Source organism: Serratia sp. (in: enterobacteria), assembly GCF_046715635.1.
GTDB lineage: Bacteria > Pseudomonadota > Gammaproteobacteria > Enterobacterales > Enterobacteriaceae > Chania.
Window position 1 is genome coordinate 96,717 of the sequence record NZ_JBKJYW010000317.1, and the last position, 15,742, is coordinate 112,458.

Consider the following 15,742-nt stretch of genomic DNA (forward strand, 5'->3'; position numbering starts at 1 on the left):
CGAGATGAGCTTTTTAGCGACAGAACCGGCGCGCCCGGCCAGCGAAACGCCGATCGATACCGATACCGTCATCACCAACGCCGCATTCTGGCCAGATATCTCCCTAGGGGATCTGCGCAAGGTCATGCGCCTTGACGGGCAAGTCACCACAGAGCGTCTGCACCACGCTGCGATCGAAGCCATGACTAACGTCAACAACGAGCTGGCCGAATGGCGGGTAAAACAGCAGGCCGCAGGTTTTGAAGCGCTGAAGGATGTCCCCGTCAGCGATGATGAGCAGATCGACGGTGAGTCGGTGTTGATCCAGCGTTACCGGCGCGCAGTGTATTGCCACACCAAGGCCAACCTGGTTGAGCGCCGCAGGGATGTGGACACCACCGGCGACGGTGACAACCTCGCAGAGAAGCTAAGCACCACCATTACCGATCTGTGGCGCGACGCACGGTGGGCGATACAGGATATTCAGGGTAATCAGCGCGGCATTGCGGAGTTGGTGTAATGCGTGTCATGGCCGTGCAAGGCGACACGTTGGATGCCATCTGTTATCGCTATTACGGCGCGCTGGCGGGCGCGCTGGAGGCGGTGTTAGCCGCCAATCCACACCTGGCCGAGCTGGGCCCGATACTGCCAACAGGAACACCGGTTGAATTGCCGAACCAGGTTGAACAGGCAACGGACACACAAATGATCCAGCTTTGGGACTAATCATCATGCCTTTTAGAGCCTCTCTCATGGAAAAGTACAGCTCCGCAGCGTCCTACCTCTGGTCACTGCTGTTGGCAGTTTTTGGGGGGCTCTCCCTCAATGAATGGGCGGTATTGGTCGGGATCCTTACCGGTCTGGGCACCTACTTGACCAACCGCTATTACAAGCGCCGTGAAGAGGCCCGCAGGGCTGCGGAGCACGCCTGGCGTATCAAGATGTTCGAATTTGAGTACGAGCAAAAGCGCCAGGCATTCAAAGGAGAATATCGTGAGTAAAAAACAACTGGCAGGCTGCTCGGTCACGGCGATCATTGCACTGGTGCTAGCCTTGTTCCTGGGCGAGATCCGAACCGGTGAGGCTGGGCTATCCATGATAGGAAATGCCGAGGGGTGCATCCGCGACCCTTACCACTGCCCTGCTGGCGTATTAACCGTAGGTATGGGGAGCACTGGAAGTGTGAACCCGGAAAAGCGCTACAGTGATGAAGAGATCGCCCGCCGATGGGTAGACGACATCAAGACCGCCGAGAGTTGCGTCAATAGCCGGTTTAATGGCCGAGACATGCCGCAGCCTACTTTTGAGGCCATGACGTCCTTGGCGTTTAACCTGGGCTGTGCCGGGATGCGCTGGAACAGCAAAGCCAAGCGCCCCACGCAAATTTACCAATATGCGCAGGTAAAAAACTGGCCTGCCATGTGTCAACGCATCCCCGATTTTTCCTACTCCGGCGGCAAGCGCCTGCGTGGCCTTGAGATCCGCAGAAATATCGAAATGGCCCACTGTTTAAGTGGGGCATCATCATGAATCGCTGGCTTACCGTGGCGGGACTGTTGTTGATTGTCGCGCTGTTCGTTGACGCCAAGCTACTGCGTAAAAGTAACGCCAACTTGGCGAAACAGGTCAGCACGCTAGATATAGACCTTAAGAAATCCCGTGCCATCATCAGCACCCAGGCCGCCACATCACGCATTTTCAATACCATTTCCGAGGCTACCGAGCATGACAACCGCCAAGCCAGCGCCAAAAACGACACCGTGCGTACCGAAATACGCACCCTCATTAAAAAAGAGCCTTGCGCTGTGCAGTATCTGCCTGGTGATGTTAGTGACCGGCTGTTCTACTTCACCCACCGTTTACGTGCCGTCGCCCTGCCAACCCCTCCCATCCAGCCTGACCACGCCAATACTGGTGCCACTACCGCCAGACGATTGAGTTACGCGCAGGCGCTTGAATGGTTGCCGATGTTGCTTGATGCCATTGAGCAGGCCAACAACCGCCTGGCCGCCATCCGGGCCGCTGAAAAGGCGCGTTCATCCGGGGACACCATCGATCACAGTCAAAAATGACTGTCTTGGCCATACCGGCAGACATAGCCAAAAATAGCTGTGCTGCAGACGAAGGAGAACACCATGCTAAAACCCCAACTGTTGCGCGAGGCCATCAGCGCCGCCAATACCTATCTGCGAATGAACCCCGATTCGCTGACTATCTGGATTCCAGAGGGAAAGACTGTTTCTACCGGGCAAAAATCCCTGTCGCACGAATACCGCTATCAGACCAACCTGCTGGTGATTGACTACCCCCATGATGTGGATACTGTCATGTTGCCGGTGCAGTTGTGGATCCGTAAACACCAGCCGGATCTGCATTTCAACTCAGACTTGCGGGAGACAGGGGTTAAATTCAAGGTCGATATTCTGGGCAACGGAACCGTTGACCTGCTGATCACCCTACAACTGACCGAGGCGGCGATTGTCACCAAGAAAGACGGTGAGCTGATCGTCACGCACCGCACTGAACCCCCTCACGACCCCCATGCCGATGTCAGTGAGTGGACGTTAGACAGCGTGGGGGAGATGGTTAACACCTGGGTAAGTCAGCAGGTAGGTGGTAAATCATGAGCAATACCAACGATCTGGCACAGCTCGAAAAAGAGTTGCAAGACATGTTACGCAATGTCGAACCGGCACGCCGTCGCCTGATGGTCAAGAAGTTGGCGCAGACACTCCGCAAGGGGCAGCAAAAGCGCATTGCCCAACAGCAGAACACCGATGGCACCAAGTACCAGGCGCGCAGCCCACGCACCGAAGTCACGCAACAGCGCCTGCGCTTTATCTACTTTGGTGAGTTGCGCGACCTCAAGAACTGGAAGCGCGGGCACGACCGGATCACCGGCTGGGATAACAAGCGCGGCGCAATTCGTACTTTCTTGCGCAACCGTATTGAGCGTTATATCTCGGTTGAAACAGCTACCACCACAAAGCGCGTTAGAAAGCCTCAACCCATGTTCCGCCGCCTGCGTACCGCCTCATTTCTGCGCGCCAGAGCCTCTGGAGATTCTGCCGTTGTCGGTTTTGATGGTGTGGCCGCACAGATAGCGAACGTGCATCAGCTTGGCCTTGAGGATCAGGTCAACCCTAGCGTGCGCATGCGCTACCCACTGCGAGAACTGTTGGGCGTCACCCCGCAGGATCGGGAGTTGATGCTAGATGCTGTTTTCGACTTCATTGTCGATAAGCGGTGGTAACTGCTTGTAGCAGCCCCCCTACAATGCCCCCACGTTGCCTGCCCGCGCGCGAGGGGGCAACAATACCGGCATACTTTTCGTCACTGCCGGTAACTCATGAACGATATCGCCGAAATCCTGCGCCGCCTGGCTAACCTCATTCGCTTTGGTACTGTTGACAGTGTCCAAATGGATCCGCCGCGCGTACGTATCGCCACCGGTGAACTGGTCACCACCTGGATCCCCTGGCTGGCACTGCGTGCGGGTAATGCCGTCACCTGGTGGGCGCCAACGGTCGGTGAGCAAGTCGTCGTTTTAGCGGCGAGCGGGGAGCTTACCACCGCTGTTGCGCTCCTTGGCTTGTATGGCGACAGCGCCCCCGCTCCCAGCGATAACCCCGCAGTGAACCTGACGCGCTACCCGGATGGCGCCACTTTCGGGTATGACCCTGCGAGCAGCACCGGCGATATAACGGGCGTGGTGGATTTGCGCATTGATGCAAACGGCACGCTGCGTATTTCTTCAAAAAGCATGGTTTTCAATGCGCAGGACATTGCTTTTAATGCGCAAGACATTGTTTTCAACGCCGATACCGCCTTTAACAGCAAAACCTCCGGCACCGGGCTACGCATTAACAGTGATGCCATCGTTAACGGTGAGGTTACCCAGGGCGGCGGCAAGATGACCTCCAATGGCATCACCGTTGACCGCCATGGTCACAGCGGCGTTAAAGCGGGCGACGATATCAGCGGGGATCCGGTATGACAGCCTATCTCGGCATGAACGGCCACACGGGCCGAGCCATGACGGACATGGCTCACATCAAGCAATCCGTTGCCGACATCGTCTGTACGCCAATCGGCTCACGGATCCAGCGCAGAACCTACGGCTCTCTGATTTTTTCCCTGCTGGATAATCCGCAGAACCCCGCGACACAGCTTAAGGTGATGTCAGCCATTTACAGTGCCGTATTGCAATGGGAGCCGCGGATCGCCCTCTCTTCTATCACCCTAAACGGGGATGATGCACACCTGGCCGCCAGATTAATCGGCAGGATCAGCAGCAACAACCAGCCATTCACCCTTGATATCCCCCTGGAGGCTGGTCAATGAGCGTGATCGACCTGTCCCGCCTTCCCGCCCCACTGGTGATTGAGGAGCTCAGTTTTGAGGTGTTGTTTGAGCTGAACAAAAACCGGCTGCTTGCCCTGTACCCCGAAGGGGCCGAGCGGGATGCTATCGCCAGGACGCTGCAACTGGAGTCTGAGCCACTGGTCAAGCTGTTGCAGGAAAGTACCTACCGTGAGTTGCTGTTGCGCCAGCGTGTCAATCAGGCCGCACTGGCGGGCATGGTGGCTTATTCACAACTCAGCGATCTGGATCAGCTTGGCGCCAACAACAACGTGGAACGGCTGGTGATCACCCCTGGCAATGAGGAAGCCATACCGCCGGTGGCTGCTGTCATGGAGTCTGACGGTGATTTTCGAATGCGGATCCCTGCCGCTTTTGAGGGGATGTCTGTGGCTGGGCCAACCGGGGCTTATGAATTCCATGCCGCGAGTGCCGACGGTCGCGTAGCAGATGCCAGCGCCTTGAGCCCTTCCCCCGCGAACGTGACGATCACGGTGCTATCCCGAGAGGGCGACGGCACCGCGTCCGATGCTCTGCTCTCCATCGTTGACAGGGCTCTGAACAGTGAGGAAATCCGCCCCGTTGCCGATCGGTTACTGATCCAATCAGCCAGCATCGTGAATTACCGTATCGATGCCATGCTCTTTCTCTTCCCCGGCCCGGAGGCGGCACTCGTCAGGGAAAACGCAGAGGTACGGTTGGTGGAATACATCAGCCAGCAGCGACGTCTGGGGCGTGATATTCGCCGCTCGGCAATTTATGCCGCCTTGCATACCGAAGGGGTGCAGCGCGTTGAGTTAGCCGCCCCGCTGGAGGATGTGGTGCTTGATCGTACACAAGCGGCGTACTGCACTGATTACCAAATAACGGTTGGTGGTTCGGATGAATAGCCTACTTCCTATTTCAGCCTCTCCCTTTGAACACAATGTCGCGAAAGCATGCGCAGGTATTGATGATATCCCCGTTCCTTTGCGGGACACCTGGAACCCGGACACATGCCCGGTTGCCTTGTTGCCCTATCTGGCCTGGGCGCGATCTGTCGATCGTTGGGATGACTCATGGTCAGAGGCTACCAAGCGCGCCGTGGTCAAGGCCGCCTTTGTGCTGCATCAGCGCAAGGGAACCATGGGCGCCGTGCGTCGCGCCATCATGCCGCTGGGCTTTGAGCTTTCCCCAACGGAATGGTGGGAAACTGACGACGAGCCGGGAACCTGGCGGGCCATCGTTGACGTCATGGACAAAGGCATCACCGAAGCCATGCATGACGAACTAGAGCGCCTGATTGACTCTGCAAAACCACGTAGCCGCCATCTGATTGGCCTCGCCATACGTTTGAAAACAATCGCCCCGCTTTACGCGGGGGCGGCTAATTACCTGGGGGATGAGCTGACAATTTACCCCTATTTCCCTGAGTTACTGGAAGTGGGCTCACCAGAAACCTACGCCGGTGCGGCAATCCATTTGATTGATACAGTGAGTGTGACCAATGAGCGCTAGATATTTTGCCTTACTAACCAATATTGGCGTTGCAAAGATAACCAATGCGGCAGCACTGGGCATCAAGCTCAATATTACCGAAATGGCCGTCGGCGATGGCGGAGGTTCGCTACCGACACCAACCCCAGACCAGACTTCATTGGTAAATGAACGTCGTAGAGCGCCCATCAATCAGTTATCTATTGACCCACTTAACGATGCACAGATCATTGTTGAGCAGGTGATCCCTGAGAATATTGGCGGTTGGTGGATCAAGGAAGTCGGTCTGTATGACGAGGATGGCGATCTGGTTGCGGTATCCAACTGCCCGGAAACCTATAAACCCTTGTTGCAAGAAGGCTCGGGGCGCACCCAGACAGTTCGCATGGTGATTATTGTCAGCAATACATCCAGCGTGACGGTGAAAATCGATCCGGCCATCGTATTGGCCACCCGAAAATATGTTGATGACGCCAGTGCAGCCGCAAAAAAATACGCGTCAGATACTACCACCAATGCAATGAATCAACATGTTGCCGAGGAAAACCCACACACACAATACCCCCTCATTGCTGGCGGGTTGAGTGAATTAAAAACGGCAGGCGAGTCTGTCCAGGCTTCCGCAGTCAGGAATATTGGGCTGACACACTTGCAAGGGGCGGTATCAATCGTCTTTGACGATGGGACAGATGTATCAAAAAACGTCTTGATACCGCTGGCCGTGACACACAAATTCAAAGCCGCACTGGCCTTGTTTGTCTATGGTATGGGGAGTTCCTACAATCGCGTAAGAATGGAAGATGCCCACCAGTTCATTAAGGACACCGGTGGTGAGGTGCTAAGTCATTCATCCAACGGGCTAGTGCTAAACAGTGATGTTCCACAGTCCTATGGTGAATCTCTGATCCGGGCAGGCAAGAGCGCGCTGGTTCAAATGGGGTTCAACATTGCGGGTTTTGTTGCCCCAGACTCCGTTTTTGACAGTAAATTCTACAATGAACTGAGGGTGCAACACGATTATGCGTTTACCCGAAGCGTCACCAAGACGCAACCCACGCTCTCCGTCAACCGGTTAACGGATGACGTTTATAATATGAAGCGCGTCAGCATCGAAGCAATAACGCTGGAACATGCAAAATCACTGGTTGATTACGCCATATCAACGAACACGTATTTATGTTTTTATACTCACCTCGATCCCGGCTGGCTGGCCGATCTGATGATTTATATCAAAAGCAAAGAGATCGCCGTTGTTACGCCAACAGAATGGGTTGCAAGGTATAAGCCTATCACCACCGCACTGCAACACAGCGGCGGCGAAAACCTGTTGATTAATTCACGCTTTGATAAAATATCAGATTCGCATCAGGCACCATATAAATGGTCGGTCGACACCTCTGCATTCAATAATGCCAGCATCACATTTAGCCCGGGGGAAAGTGGCAATACATTGGATATTAACGGGGGCGCAGGAACGCTGGCTGGAGCAAAGGCCACCCTTAGCCAGAATTATTTCATCAAGCCAACAAAAATATATACCCCTTTTTGTTTCTGGCTCCGCCCATCCTCTCTGCAACTGACTAATGCACAGATAAGGCTCTCAATCTATGCGAAGTCAGGTGCAACGGATATCACCTCTAACAGCAGGACATTCACCCTGAGAGAAAACGATCAGTTGGCCTATGTCGAGCTAGGTGTTATTCCCAGCAGTACAATAGACAGGATATTGGTTGAAATTAACGTGATCGCTATTGCTGACGGTGCCGTAAGGGCCATCATTAAAGAGCCCGCATTGGACAGGATCGGTAAACCCGGTCGCTATATCCCGCGAGGAATTGATGATAAGTATTATTCCGTGATGCGCCGGAAAGTTGCACAAAATATCGCACCCAATGTAGATACGGACTTGATTTTTGAAGACTCATTAGAAGGAACAAACTACATTTACGATCCCGTCACCGGGATTTTTTCAGCATCCGATGGGCGTTGTTACGATCTGGTGCCCTTTATTGGTTTAAATGGCATGGCCGCAGGTGAAATAATTACCATGAAATTTTGGGCCGACACCGTTAATATCGGGCAGGTGACTCATGTATGTACGGCAGGATTAAACCTGATGTATGGACCGCTGTTTAAAGTCAGAGCAGATGGCAGGGCATACAAGATAACCCTCAGTCACAACGCGACAAGCGATCGCGCATTAACCACGTTTCAACAGGCGCGACTCATGATAGAAAGCCCGGGCGTCGTCAGGTAACGGTTATTTAACAAGAATAAAGCCAGCGAGAAAGCTGGCTTTTTGTCGCCTGCAGTATAGATAACTCGGTCTGTACCGCCAGGTTGGCCAGCACAGACAACCCCACTCAGATCAGCTTATCCAAACTTAACGACAGATCGCCCAACGCCTCGCGCAAATCCTCGCTGACGCGTTCCAGGTTAAGGGTAAACTCAATCTTGCGGGCCTTACCATCCTTGAAAAACTCAGTGCGCGTTTCCTGAATCGACGTGATCACATACATCCCATAGATAGCGCCGGTGCCCTCGATCAATGGCCAGGCCGAGCCGGTAAACGCCATGGTATGCAGTAAGCCGAGTGAGATATCACCACCGGTGATCTCCGGGTATAGGATGCCAGACAGAGTGATTTTGTCCTCTCCAGGCCCGACATACTGATACTTAGGCGAGCGGCCAACGCGATCATTTTTCGCATGGCGCCAGGTACGCTCCTGCGCCAACGTCTGGTAAGGAGCCGTTGAACGCATGAACACGAACAAACCAAGCGCCATCATCATAGGCATTTGCAACATATAACCCCCCTTTGATTTATTCGCGGTCACGCAATTGTGAACGGTTTCTCATGGCTTTCTGCCGCTCAATATCGGTGATCTGCTCTTTGACCAGCATCGCGATCTTGCGCTCATCAAGCTGGCCGGCTTCTTTTAAATCAAACGACAGGTGATAGGTATTACCCTCGATCGCTACGGGCTCAGAACGGGCCAACAGCGTGCGCTGATTGGCTTGCGGGGCAAGAACAGCACCCGCCCCCGCAAATGCCAACTGAGTACCGCCACCAATCCAATCCTGGGCGCGCTGGAGCATGCCACTTGCCGCCATTCGAAGTTGAGTAAGCAGGCTGGTCTGTTGCTTTTGCGGTTCAGCAAACACCCCGGCAAAACTCCCCTGGCCAAGCCCGATACTGCCGAACTTGTCTAGCCCCGTCGTTGATTTGCGCAGCGCATCTGCCGCCTTGGTTAACCCATTGATCGCCCGCGCCTGCTCACGCTGAGCGGTCAGGTAGGGCGATGCAAGGGCAATATGCGGCGCCACGTTCTTAAAGACGATATCGCCGAGCTTGTTGGGATCCCTCTTCTCGGCCTCCTTACCCGCCACACCCACTCCCGCCCCTGACTTGCCGCTGTCCGGATTCTTACCCCAGATTGCACCTGCTGGCTTTATAGCGGGGGGCTTGGGAGGTGGGTTCGGTGGTGGATTCTCCGTCGGTTTATCCCCTCCGGCCTTAACGGCTGCGTTAGGCTTCCATTCCTGCGTTGTCCATTTTTTTGCCTTCGCATCCCATATACGCATTACTGCCGGTTTAGGGGTGTACTCCCCATTCGGCATCGCGTTATTCATGCCATTGGCGCGAGCCGCTGCAATACGGATGCGCTCAGCCTGCTCAGGGATCGCGTTGAGTTTTTCCAGCACCCAAATAATCTGATCCTTCAGCCACGCGAACGGCGCCCATAGCATCGAGATGGCCTCCCCTAACGCCATACCGAATTTTTTACCCGACTCCGTCGCTTTATCGAGTTCCTCGCGTGTTGATTTCACGGGGGTTACTAATCGGGTAAACCAGTCCCATACCCCTTTTAGCTTTTCCCACACCCAGCCAAGCGCACGCCCTATGGCATCAAAAACTGGTGTTAACGGTGATAGTGCACGAATGATGCCGACGGAGGACTCAGCCAACCCAGACCAGAGCCCAGAAAACCACGCCTTGATGGGTTCCCAATATTTATAAACGATCAGCCCTACCGCGATTAGCGCTGCGCCAATCGCGAAAATCGCTGCACCAATCGCGACAATCGGCCAGGTAAGCCCGCCTAGAAAAATCATGACACCATTAAAAGCACCCAGCATCGATGTTTTTAAGAACGTGAATGCATGGGCAAGCAAACCCACCGCACCCGGTGCCCCCCCGCCGGTAATGAGACTGAATGCTAGTTGGATCGCCTTCAAGGGGTTCATTATCGTTGCCGTCGTGACCAGTAGAGCCCCGAACCCAACAGACAGACCGGCAATCGCCGCAGTAAGACGAACCACCGTCCCGACCGTCTCTTTGTTCTGCGCCACCCATGCTCGCGCCGACGTCAGCCACTTCTGTGCCCACGCCATCAGTGCCATCAGTTGCGGCCGCAACGTGCTGCCAAGGGCTTCTGCAAGCCCGCTCAACCCAGCCTTTAGCAGCCCCCACTGTGACGAGAGGGAGTCCTTATCGATATTCGCCTCACGTGCCATCGATCCGCGTGCAGAGGTGCCCTCAAGAAGGGCCAATTGGCGATCAAGCTCCCCCAGATTGTTGGCCAGCTTCGCCGCATCATCACCGAACTCTTTCCCGAAAAGCTGCGTCAGCACTTTCAGGCGGTCGGCTTCTGGCAACTTGCTGACCGCATTAAGCACGGTGCGAATAGTTCCCATCGCGTCCGTGGCCATGGACACTTCAAGTTTTTTGGCGTTAATCCCCAGGACATTCAGCGCCTCAGTAAACTTGTCGCTTTGCATGCTGGCGATGGACAGCTCGCGCACCATCGCATTGGAGGCGCTGGCGGCAAGCTCCCGCTCAGTACCGAGTGACAGGAACGTCGAACCGAGAGCGGCCGCCTGCTTATAGCCCATGCGCTCGGCGTTGCCCCCCATGCGTTTCAGTACGTCGATAATATCCGCACCCTTGGACTGCGCATTATCATCCAGGTAGTTGATCGCATCGCCCAGCGATTCAATATCTTTGATCGGTATGCGGTAAAGGTTGGCGATTTTGCCGAGATCTTCCGCCAGTTCACCCGCGGGCAATTCGAACGCCTTGGACGCTTTGGCGGCGGTATCCGCAAACGCCAACAGGTCACGCCGCTGATCCGCCCAGGTGTCATCCTTCTTGGCTACCCCCATGCGGCCACCGCCCTCGATCAGCGCCGCATAATCCAGGCCACCACCCGGCAGCGGTGTGACTGCCGCAGCTTCCTGAATGAGTTTTTGCACTTCGTAATAGCGCGCCGTGCGCTGGCCATCGTCGGTGAGCAGACCGTCAACCTGCTTTGCCACGCCTTTCATGGCATCTTCAAGTGAGCTGTATCGTCGGGTGATCAGGGCAATTGGCGCACCCATTGCCGCGCCGACCATCAAGGCAGACGTGCCAGCCCCACGCAGGTTACTGGCAAATTCCCTCCCCTCGGCGTAGCGGGTTCGGGCATCACCGATTTGTTTGAGTCGTTTTTCTTGTTCGGCGAGCTGGCGGTTGTATTGCTCCGTATAGCGAGCGGCCGCCTGAGTGGCGTTGCTGTTCTTATCAACAAACACACCGTGCTGTTTCAGTTCACCACGCAGGCGCACCAGGCGTTGGATCTGCCCTTCCTGTGTTCCACGCAGTTTTACCAGGCGCTCATCCCAACGCTGGACGGCGGCGATCTGTTTCTGGGTAGGGTTTTCAAGCGATCGGACTGCATCGGCAGCACGTTGAATTTTCTCAATGCGCGCCGTCGTCTTTGCACTGGCGGCGCTGAGCTTGTCAAAGCTGTCTGCCGAGCTAGACAGTTGCTTGATACTGGCGCGGGTGCTTTTGATCTGGCTGGCGAGTGCGGCACTGCTCTTTTGTGCCGCATCAAGAGGGCGACTCAGGTTATTGACCGCCCCCAAAGCCACTTGTATCTGTAGTTTGCGGTCGGCCATAGGTTACTCTTCTTCTGTGTTACCGCTGCGGAGCGCCGCCCGTTCTCGCCATTCAGCTAGCTCCACAAGGGACATAGACCAGAGATCGGGTGGCGGCCAATGAAAGATAGTCGCGATGTCGGCGATAGCATCCTCTACGCTGTTTATTTTGATTTCGACGCGGGCTCCGGGGTCTTGTTTTCCACAGAGGTAGGCTGTAAAAAAGCCGACACACCCAGCGCCATCTGCGCAAAGTCCCAGGTATCCATTCCGGCAATCTCCACCGGCGTGAGCGCGGGCTCGGTGACGCGTGGCAACAGCGTGATCAGGCTGTCGACATCACTGTTCATCACATCAATAAGTTTCAGGCCGCGCAGACTGCCAGCCTGTTTCATGGTGTCAGTGATGGACACCACCGCGATCAGTGTTTCGCCACGCTTGATAGGTGTTTGCAGGGTAATCGATTCACTCATGTGATATCTCCATATAGCAAGTTAGGCCAGCCCACTGCCGCAGACTGGCATCGGGTAAGTAATACGCGATTACAGGCCGACGTTGGCCCGGTGCTGCGCCATGCGGTCAACGCCGTTGACGATGTAAATCATGTTGATGATATCGAGCTCGATCAGCACGGTGCCGTTATGCGTCAGCTTGCAGTAGGTATTTTTCAGCGAATACTTATGCTGCGTGTTCTCCCCCTGCTTCGCATTACCGGTGTCAATCTCAACGAAGCGGCCACGCGTCTGGACTTCAACCGGAATTGCGTCGCCGCTGTCCTCGGCCTGATAGGAACCCGCAAAGCGCGATTGCAGACCATCAGCGTTAGGGATGCCGTATTGCGTCATCAGCTCGAACATGATGCCGCCCATGGTGACTTCCATATCCAGAGCGCCAGGCTCAAAGCCGAGATCAACGGCCACCGATCCCAGCATCCCGCCGCCCTGATAGTCCTCGGTCTTGACCGTGAACTTAGGCAGCGTGACCTCCTCAACCTGGCCGAGATAGCTATTGCCGTTGAGGTAATAGTTAAACAACTTCAATTTGCGCGGTAGTGCCATGACGATCCCCTTAACTGTTTACGGCGTTGGCAAAGGTAGCGAAATACTCGTCCGTAAACTCCTGCTCTAACACCAGGTGTTCGAGTGGGGGAACGGGGGTATAGCGGTACTTGATCGTGAGCCTGCCGACCTTTAACGACTCAGTGGTATTGAGGTCGGTGTCATACCAGACATCAGCGCCCAACAAGCGGCCAGCGGTGACCCAGGCGGAAAGCTTGCGCTTAATGCCGTCGATAATGTCGCGCGCCAGGCTAGGCGTAAGTGGCTTATCGATATACGGGAAATGCGCCTCGGCGATCGTGTCGGCGATCAACTGAGCGGTACGGGTATACGACTCAAAGATAAAGGTTTCTTTATCCGCCGTACGGTTACCCCAGAAGCGGAAGCCGTCTTGTTTGATCAGCGTGGTGATGTGCTCGGCATTCAGCGCATCTGCATCGGTATCCGTCCCTTGCAGCGCGAAATAGATATCCTGAGACGTGCCAACCACATTGTTAACGGCGATGTTGGATAGCGTTTTATGCCAACCAATCTGCGCATCGATACGAGCCCGTAGCCCCAATGCATACGCAGTGGCCGGGACAACAACGTTAACGCCAGCTTTGGTGTCATAGGCCAGCCAGTCCGGGTAAATGATCATTACCTCGCGCTGAGTAAAGTTGGCGCGGTACTCTTTAGCTTCTGCAATCGTGGCGCTGTCACCGGCACTGACGTAAGCAAACGCCTTCAACTCCTGCGCGAAGGTTGCCAGTTGTTGTGCGACCGGAAGCGAATCCAGACCAGGCGCGCCAAGAATACGCGGCTTCATGCCGGTTCGCATTTCGGCAACCAGCAGGGCAAAAAGACCGGTGTAACGACCGTCGGCACCCACGCCGCCGATCACATTCTCGGTTGTTTCGGTTTCGTCCGTCCCCTCCTCCACTCGAATGACAATGGTTGGCGGGCTGGCTTGCTGCGAGATGGCGGTCAGCACGGTTTTTAGCGTGCCCGTCGTCCCGGTCTTGCCGAGAACGGTGCGCACACGCGTGAGCAGTACCGGCGTATTTAGCGGGAACACATCGGCATCGGCGTCATCTGACGTGCACACCACGCCAATGACAGCAGACGCAACATCAGTGATGATCGTGGATGAATTAACGCTTTCATTCACAGTCACGCCATGATGAAAATCGCTCATAGGATAACCCCTGTAATTTAATAGGCTCCGCCATCATCGCCGCCTCGCGCGCGCAGAACACGCAATGAGCATTGTCTCAAGCGCCCTACAATCACAGCCGGGTTACTTCACCAGTCATACCATCAGAAGATGCGACAAACGGTTACGGCAGAGTGAGCAGCATGGATTTCAGCATTGATGAATACCGGGCACCAGCCTTCGACATTGCGATCAATGGCAAGACAGTGACGGCAGTCAATGATCGCTTGATCAGCCTATCTCTATCAGATAACCGCGGCTTTGAGGCTGACACGCTGGAGCTCACTCTTGACGATACCGATCACCTCCTGAACCTGCCCACCAGGGGAACCGCCATTGCGCTGGCCATCGGCTGGCGCGGCGAGACGCTGACACCCAAGGGGATCTTTGTTGTTGATGAGATACAGCACCAGGGGCCGCCAGATCAATTGATCATCACCGCCCGCAGCGCCGATTTTCGCGATACCTTCAACGTCAAGCGGGAGCAGAGCTGGAAGGACATCACCGTCGGTAAGTTGGTGGCCACACTGGCGACACGTTACGATTTACGCGCTGCCGTCAGTGAGGACTTGGCCGACGTCGAGATCGACCACGCCGACCAGACCAACGAGAGCGACATCAGCTTTCTTTCCCGCATGGCAGAGATGTTGGGCGCCATTGCCACCATTAAAAACGGTATGTTGTTATTCATCTGGCCAGGTAAAGCAGTATCCGCCAGCGGCAAGTTGCTGCCAATCATCACCATCACCCGCGCATCCGGCGACCGTCACACCTTTCGTATGGCAGACCGCGACGCCTACACCGGCGTTACCGCTTACTGGCTGGATCTGGACTTCGGCAAGACACGCCCCACCAAGATCACCCGTAAACCCAGGAAGAAAAAGACCACGCCAAAAAAGAAAGAACCGGCATCAAGCAGCAAGGAAGGAAACTATTTAGAGGGTGCTGAGGGTAATACGTTTGTGATGCGTACCACCTTCAAGACAGAGCGGGCCGCTCGACGTGCAGCTGCAGCAAAATGGCGACAGCTACAACGGGGGGCGGCGGAGTTTTCAATTACGCTGGCCGAGGGGCGCGCCGATCTGTTCCCTGAGTTGCACGCACAGGTCATGGGATTTAAACCGCAGATCGATAATGCCGATTGGATAATCACCCAAGTGACTCACACTATTGATGAGAATGGATTTATTACCGGGCTCACATTGGAAGTGAAGATAACCGATGTTGATATGATGCCAGAGGAAAATAATCAGGGTGAATAACCGAAAGAGTGCTCTATTGCCTAACGGTGATATACTCACAGTAATAGTAAATATCGGGGAGAATGCCGATATGATGAGATGTTTTAAGTGCAACGCGGTAGCCAGAACCCGCACCAGCTTACGGCTATCAGAGAGAACCCAGCGTAATTATCACCAGTGCCAAAACATGCTTTGCGGCACCTGCTTTACCACCCTGCAAGAGGTTGAAAAGGTACTGACTGACGCCAAGCCTACCGAGGGCGCAGAACTGCCAAGAGAGCTTTTTCATCCTGGCCACCTGGGTGATGATCAGATGGGCTTAGAATTTTAGTACCAACCCGCTTCGGCGGTTTTTTTCATGCCGAAATTGCCATCCCAAAAAACACCGTCGCCACCATGGAGCCATTTAGGAGCCATTCACCTTTTTGCAGGCACAAAAAAACCGCCTCTCGGCGGTACGACATTACTACATATTGCTTTGATTATTCTTAGTTTATTTTCCTGGTACC

Annotated in this window: 20 protein-coding genes; 14 read left to right on the forward strand and 6 right to left on the reverse strand. The window is 54.9% G+C overall.

Going from position 1 to position 15,742, the window contains the following annotated elements; genetic code table 11:
* The first annotated feature begins 4 nt into the window (after positions 1-4).
* The 12 genes from ACLQ7H_RS16820 to ACLQ7H_RS16875 all read left to right on the forward strand — a co-directional run bounded on the left by ACLQ7H_RS16820 (position 5) and on the right by ACLQ7H_RS16875 (position 8,074).
* Positions 5-499 carry a head completion/stabilization protein gene (locus tag ACLQ7H_RS16820; RefSeq protein WP_411753648.1) on the forward strand — a complete coding sequence of 165 codons (495 nt, stop codon included), beginning with the start codon at positions 5-7 and terminating at the stop codon, positions 497-499.
* Positions 499-705 carry a tail protein X gene (locus tag ACLQ7H_RS16825; RefSeq protein WP_411753649.1) on the forward strand — a complete coding sequence of 69 codons (207 nt, stop codon included), beginning with the start codon at positions 499-501 and terminating at the stop codon, positions 703-705. Before ACLQ7H_RS16820 ends, ACLQ7H_RS16825 begins: the two co-directional genes overlap by 1 nt.
* Positions 706-731: 26 nt before the next feature.
* Positions 732-980, forward strand: coding sequence for a phage holin (locus ACLQ7H_RS16830; protein WP_411753650.1), 249 nt, complete (start codon positions 732-734; stop codon positions 978-980).
* The gene (locus tag ACLQ7H_RS16835; RefSeq protein WP_411753651.1) at positions 973-1,509 is read left to right on the forward strand and encodes a lysozyme; all 537 of its coding nucleotides are present in this window, start codon (positions 973-975) and stop codon (positions 1,507-1,509) included. Before ACLQ7H_RS16830 ends, ACLQ7H_RS16835 begins: the two co-directional genes overlap by 8 nt.
* Positions 1,506-2,051, forward strand: coding sequence for a hypothetical protein (locus ACLQ7H_RS16840; RefSeq protein ID WP_411753652.1), 546 nt, complete (start codon positions 1,506-1,508; stop codon positions 2,049-2,051). Before ACLQ7H_RS16835 ends, ACLQ7H_RS16840 begins: the two co-directional genes overlap by 4 nt.
* A 63-nt stretch (positions 2,052-2,114) precedes the next feature.
* Positions 2,115-2,606 (forward strand): phage tail protein, encoded by a 492-nt coding sequence (locus ACLQ7H_RS16845; protein ID WP_411753653.1) that lies wholly within the window; start codon positions 2,115-2,117, stop codon positions 2,604-2,606.
* Complete coding sequence (locus tag ACLQ7H_RS16850) at positions 2,603-3,232, forward strand: phage virion morphogenesis protein (RefSeq protein WP_202673339.1); 630 nt, start codon at positions 2,603-2,605, stop codon at positions 3,230-3,232. The genes ACLQ7H_RS16845 and ACLQ7H_RS16850 overlap by 4 nt, the downstream gene beginning before the upstream one ends.
* Before the next feature lie 96 nt (positions 3,233-3,328).
* The gene (locus ACLQ7H_RS16855; protein WP_411753654.1) at positions 3,329-3,976 is read left to right on the forward strand and encodes a phage baseplate assembly protein V; all 648 of its coding nucleotides are present in this window, start codon (positions 3,329-3,331) and stop codon (positions 3,974-3,976) included.
* The gene (locus ACLQ7H_RS16860; protein ID WP_411753655.1) at positions 3,973-4,323 is read left to right on the forward strand and encodes a GPW/gp25 family protein; all 351 of its coding nucleotides are present in this window, start codon (positions 3,973-3,975) and stop codon (positions 4,321-4,323) included. Before ACLQ7H_RS16855 ends, ACLQ7H_RS16860 begins: the two co-directional genes overlap by 4 nt.
* The gene (locus tag ACLQ7H_RS16865; protein ID WP_411753656.1) at positions 4,320-5,231 is read left to right on the forward strand and encodes a baseplate J/gp47 family protein; all 912 of its coding nucleotides are present in this window, start codon (positions 4,320-4,322) and stop codon (positions 5,229-5,231) included. The genes ACLQ7H_RS16860 and ACLQ7H_RS16865 overlap by 4 nt, the downstream gene beginning before the upstream one ends.
* A complete protein-coding gene (locus ACLQ7H_RS16870) occupies positions 5,224-5,838 on the forward strand; it encodes a phage tail protein I (protein WP_411753657.1) in 615 nt (204 codons plus the stop codon). Before ACLQ7H_RS16865 ends, ACLQ7H_RS16870 begins: the two co-directional genes overlap by 8 nt.
* Positions 5,828-8,074 carry a phage tail protein gene (locus ACLQ7H_RS16875; RefSeq protein WP_411753658.1) on the forward strand — a complete coding sequence of 749 codons (2,247 nt, stop codon included), beginning with the start codon at positions 5,828-5,830 and terminating at the stop codon, positions 8,072-8,074. The genes ACLQ7H_RS16870 and ACLQ7H_RS16875 overlap by 11 nt, the downstream gene beginning before the upstream one ends.
* 106 nt (positions 8,075-8,180) lie before the next feature.
* On the opposite strand, the gene ACLQ7H_RS16880 is transcribed toward ACLQ7H_RS16875, so the two are convergent.
* From ACLQ7H_RS16880 to ACLQ7H_RS16905, 6 genes are all read right to left on the reverse strand, one after another.
* Positions 8,181-8,609 (reverse strand): phage tail protein, encoded by a 429-nt coding sequence (locus ACLQ7H_RS16880; protein WP_411753669.1) that lies wholly within the window; start codon positions 8,607-8,609, stop codon positions 8,181-8,183.
* Positions 8,610-8,640: 31 nt separating this feature from the next.
* Positions 8,641-11,760, reverse strand: a complete 3,120-nt coding sequence (locus ACLQ7H_RS16885; protein ID WP_411753659.1) for a phage tail tape measure protein — start codon at positions 11,758-11,760, stop codon at positions 8,641-8,643.
* 3 nt (positions 11,761-11,763) lie between these two features.
* Positions 11,764-11,913, reverse strand: coding sequence for a GpE family phage tail protein (locus ACLQ7H_RS16890; protein WP_074423370.1), 150 nt, complete (start codon positions 11,911-11,913; stop codon positions 11,764-11,766).
* On the reverse strand, positions 11,904-12,212 hold the full coding sequence (locus ACLQ7H_RS16895) for a phage tail assembly protein (protein ID WP_065685089.1): 309 nt from the start codon (positions 12,210-12,212) through the stop codon (positions 11,904-11,906). Before ACLQ7H_RS16895 ends, ACLQ7H_RS16890 begins: the two co-directional genes overlap by 10 nt.
* Positions 12,213-12,281: 69 nt before the next feature.
* Positions 12,282-12,797: a phage major tail tube protein gene (locus tag ACLQ7H_RS16900; protein WP_411753660.1), complete on the reverse strand. Its 516-nt coding sequence runs from the start codon at positions 12,795-12,797 to the stop codon at positions 12,282-12,284.
* A gap of 10 nt (positions 12,798-12,807) precedes the next feature.
* Positions 12,808-13,974 (reverse strand): phage tail sheath subtilisin-like domain-containing protein, encoded by a 1,167-nt coding sequence (locus ACLQ7H_RS16905; RefSeq protein WP_411753661.1) that lies wholly within the window; start codon positions 13,972-13,974, stop codon positions 12,808-12,810.
* Positions 13,975-14,135: 161 nt separating this feature from the next.
* On the opposite strand from ACLQ7H_RS16905, the gene ACLQ7H_RS16910 reads away from it, so the two are divergent.
* On the forward strand, positions 14,136-15,254 hold the full coding sequence (locus ACLQ7H_RS16910; RefSeq protein WP_411753662.1) for a phage late control D family protein: 1,119 nt from the start codon (positions 14,136-14,138) through the stop codon (positions 15,252-15,254).
* A gap of 73 nt (positions 15,255-15,327) precedes the next feature.
* Entirely contained in the window at positions 15,328-15,564 is a 237-nt protein-coding gene (locus tag ACLQ7H_RS16915) for an ogr/Delta-like zinc finger family protein (protein WP_337925193.1), read from the forward strand.
* The last annotated feature ends 178 nt before the right edge of the window (positions 15,565-15,742 follow it).

Excerpts from the sequence above, each read along its gene's own strand:
- ACLQ7H_RS16895 (WP_065685089.1), bottom strand. The coding sequence starts at position 12,212 with ATGAGTGAATCGATTACCCTGCAAACACCTATCAAGCGTGGCGAAACA.
- ACLQ7H_RS16845 (WP_411753653.1), top strand. The coding sequence starts at position 2,115 with ATGCTAAAACCCCAACTGTTGCGCGAGGCCATCAGCGCCGCCAATACC.
- ACLQ7H_RS16870 (WP_411753657.1), top strand. The coding sequence starts at position 5,224 with ATGAATAGCCTACTTCCTATTTCAGCCTCTCCCTTTGAACACAATGTC.
- ACLQ7H_RS16820 (WP_411753648.1), top strand. The coding sequence starts at position 5 with ATGAGCTTTTTAGCGACAGAACCGGCGCGCCCGGCCAGCGAAACGCCG.
- ACLQ7H_RS16860 (WP_411753655.1), top strand. The coding sequence starts at position 3,973 with ATGACAGCCTATCTCGGCATGAACGGCCACACGGGCCGAGCCATGACG.
- ACLQ7H_RS16900 (WP_411753660.1), bottom strand. The coding sequence starts at position 12,797 with ATGGCACTACCGCGCAAATTGAAGTTGTTTAACTATTACCTCAACGGC.
- ACLQ7H_RS16905 (WP_411753661.1), bottom strand. The coding sequence starts at position 13,974 with ATGAGCGATTTTCATCATGGCGTGACTGTGAATGAAAGCGTTAATTCA.
- ACLQ7H_RS16850 (WP_202673339.1), top strand. The coding sequence starts at position 2,603 with ATGAGCAATACCAACGATCTGGCACAGCTCGAAAAAGAGTTGCAAGAC.
- ACLQ7H_RS16855 (WP_411753654.1), top strand. The coding sequence starts at position 3,329 with ATGAACGATATCGCCGAAATCCTGCGCCGCCTGGCTAACCTCATTCGC.
- ACLQ7H_RS16885 (WP_411753659.1), bottom strand. The coding sequence starts at position 11,760 with ATGGCCGACCGCAAACTACAGATACAAGTGGCTTTGGGGGCGGTCAAT.
- ACLQ7H_RS16910 (WP_411753662.1), top strand. The coding sequence starts at position 14,136 with ATGGATTTCAGCATTGATGAATACCGGGCACCAGCCTTCGACATTGCG.
- ACLQ7H_RS16840 (WP_411753652.1), top strand. The coding sequence starts at position 1,506 with ATGAATCGCTGGCTTACCGTGGCGGGACTGTTGTTGATTGTCGCGCTG.
- ACLQ7H_RS16830 (WP_411753650.1), top strand. The coding sequence starts at position 732 with ATGGAAAAGTACAGCTCCGCAGCGTCCTACCTCTGGTCACTGCTGTTG.
- ACLQ7H_RS16825 (WP_411753649.1), top strand. The coding sequence starts at position 499 with ATGCGTGTCATGGCCGTGCAAGGCGACACGTTGGATGCCATCTGTTAT.
- ACLQ7H_RS16915 (WP_337925193.1), top strand. The coding sequence starts at position 15,328 with ATGAGATGTTTTAAGTGCAACGCGGTAGCCAGAACCCGCACCAGCTTA.
- ACLQ7H_RS16865 (WP_411753656.1), top strand. The coding sequence starts at position 4,320 with ATGAGCGTGATCGACCTGTCCCGCCTTCCCGCCCCACTGGTGATTGAG.
- ACLQ7H_RS16875 (WP_411753658.1), top strand. The coding sequence starts at position 5,828 with ATGAGCGCTAGATATTTTGCCTTACTAACCAATATTGGCGTTGCAAAG.
- ACLQ7H_RS16880 (WP_411753669.1), bottom strand. The coding sequence starts at position 8,609 with ATGATGATGGCGCTTGGTTTGTTCGTGTTCATGCGTTCAACGGCTCCT.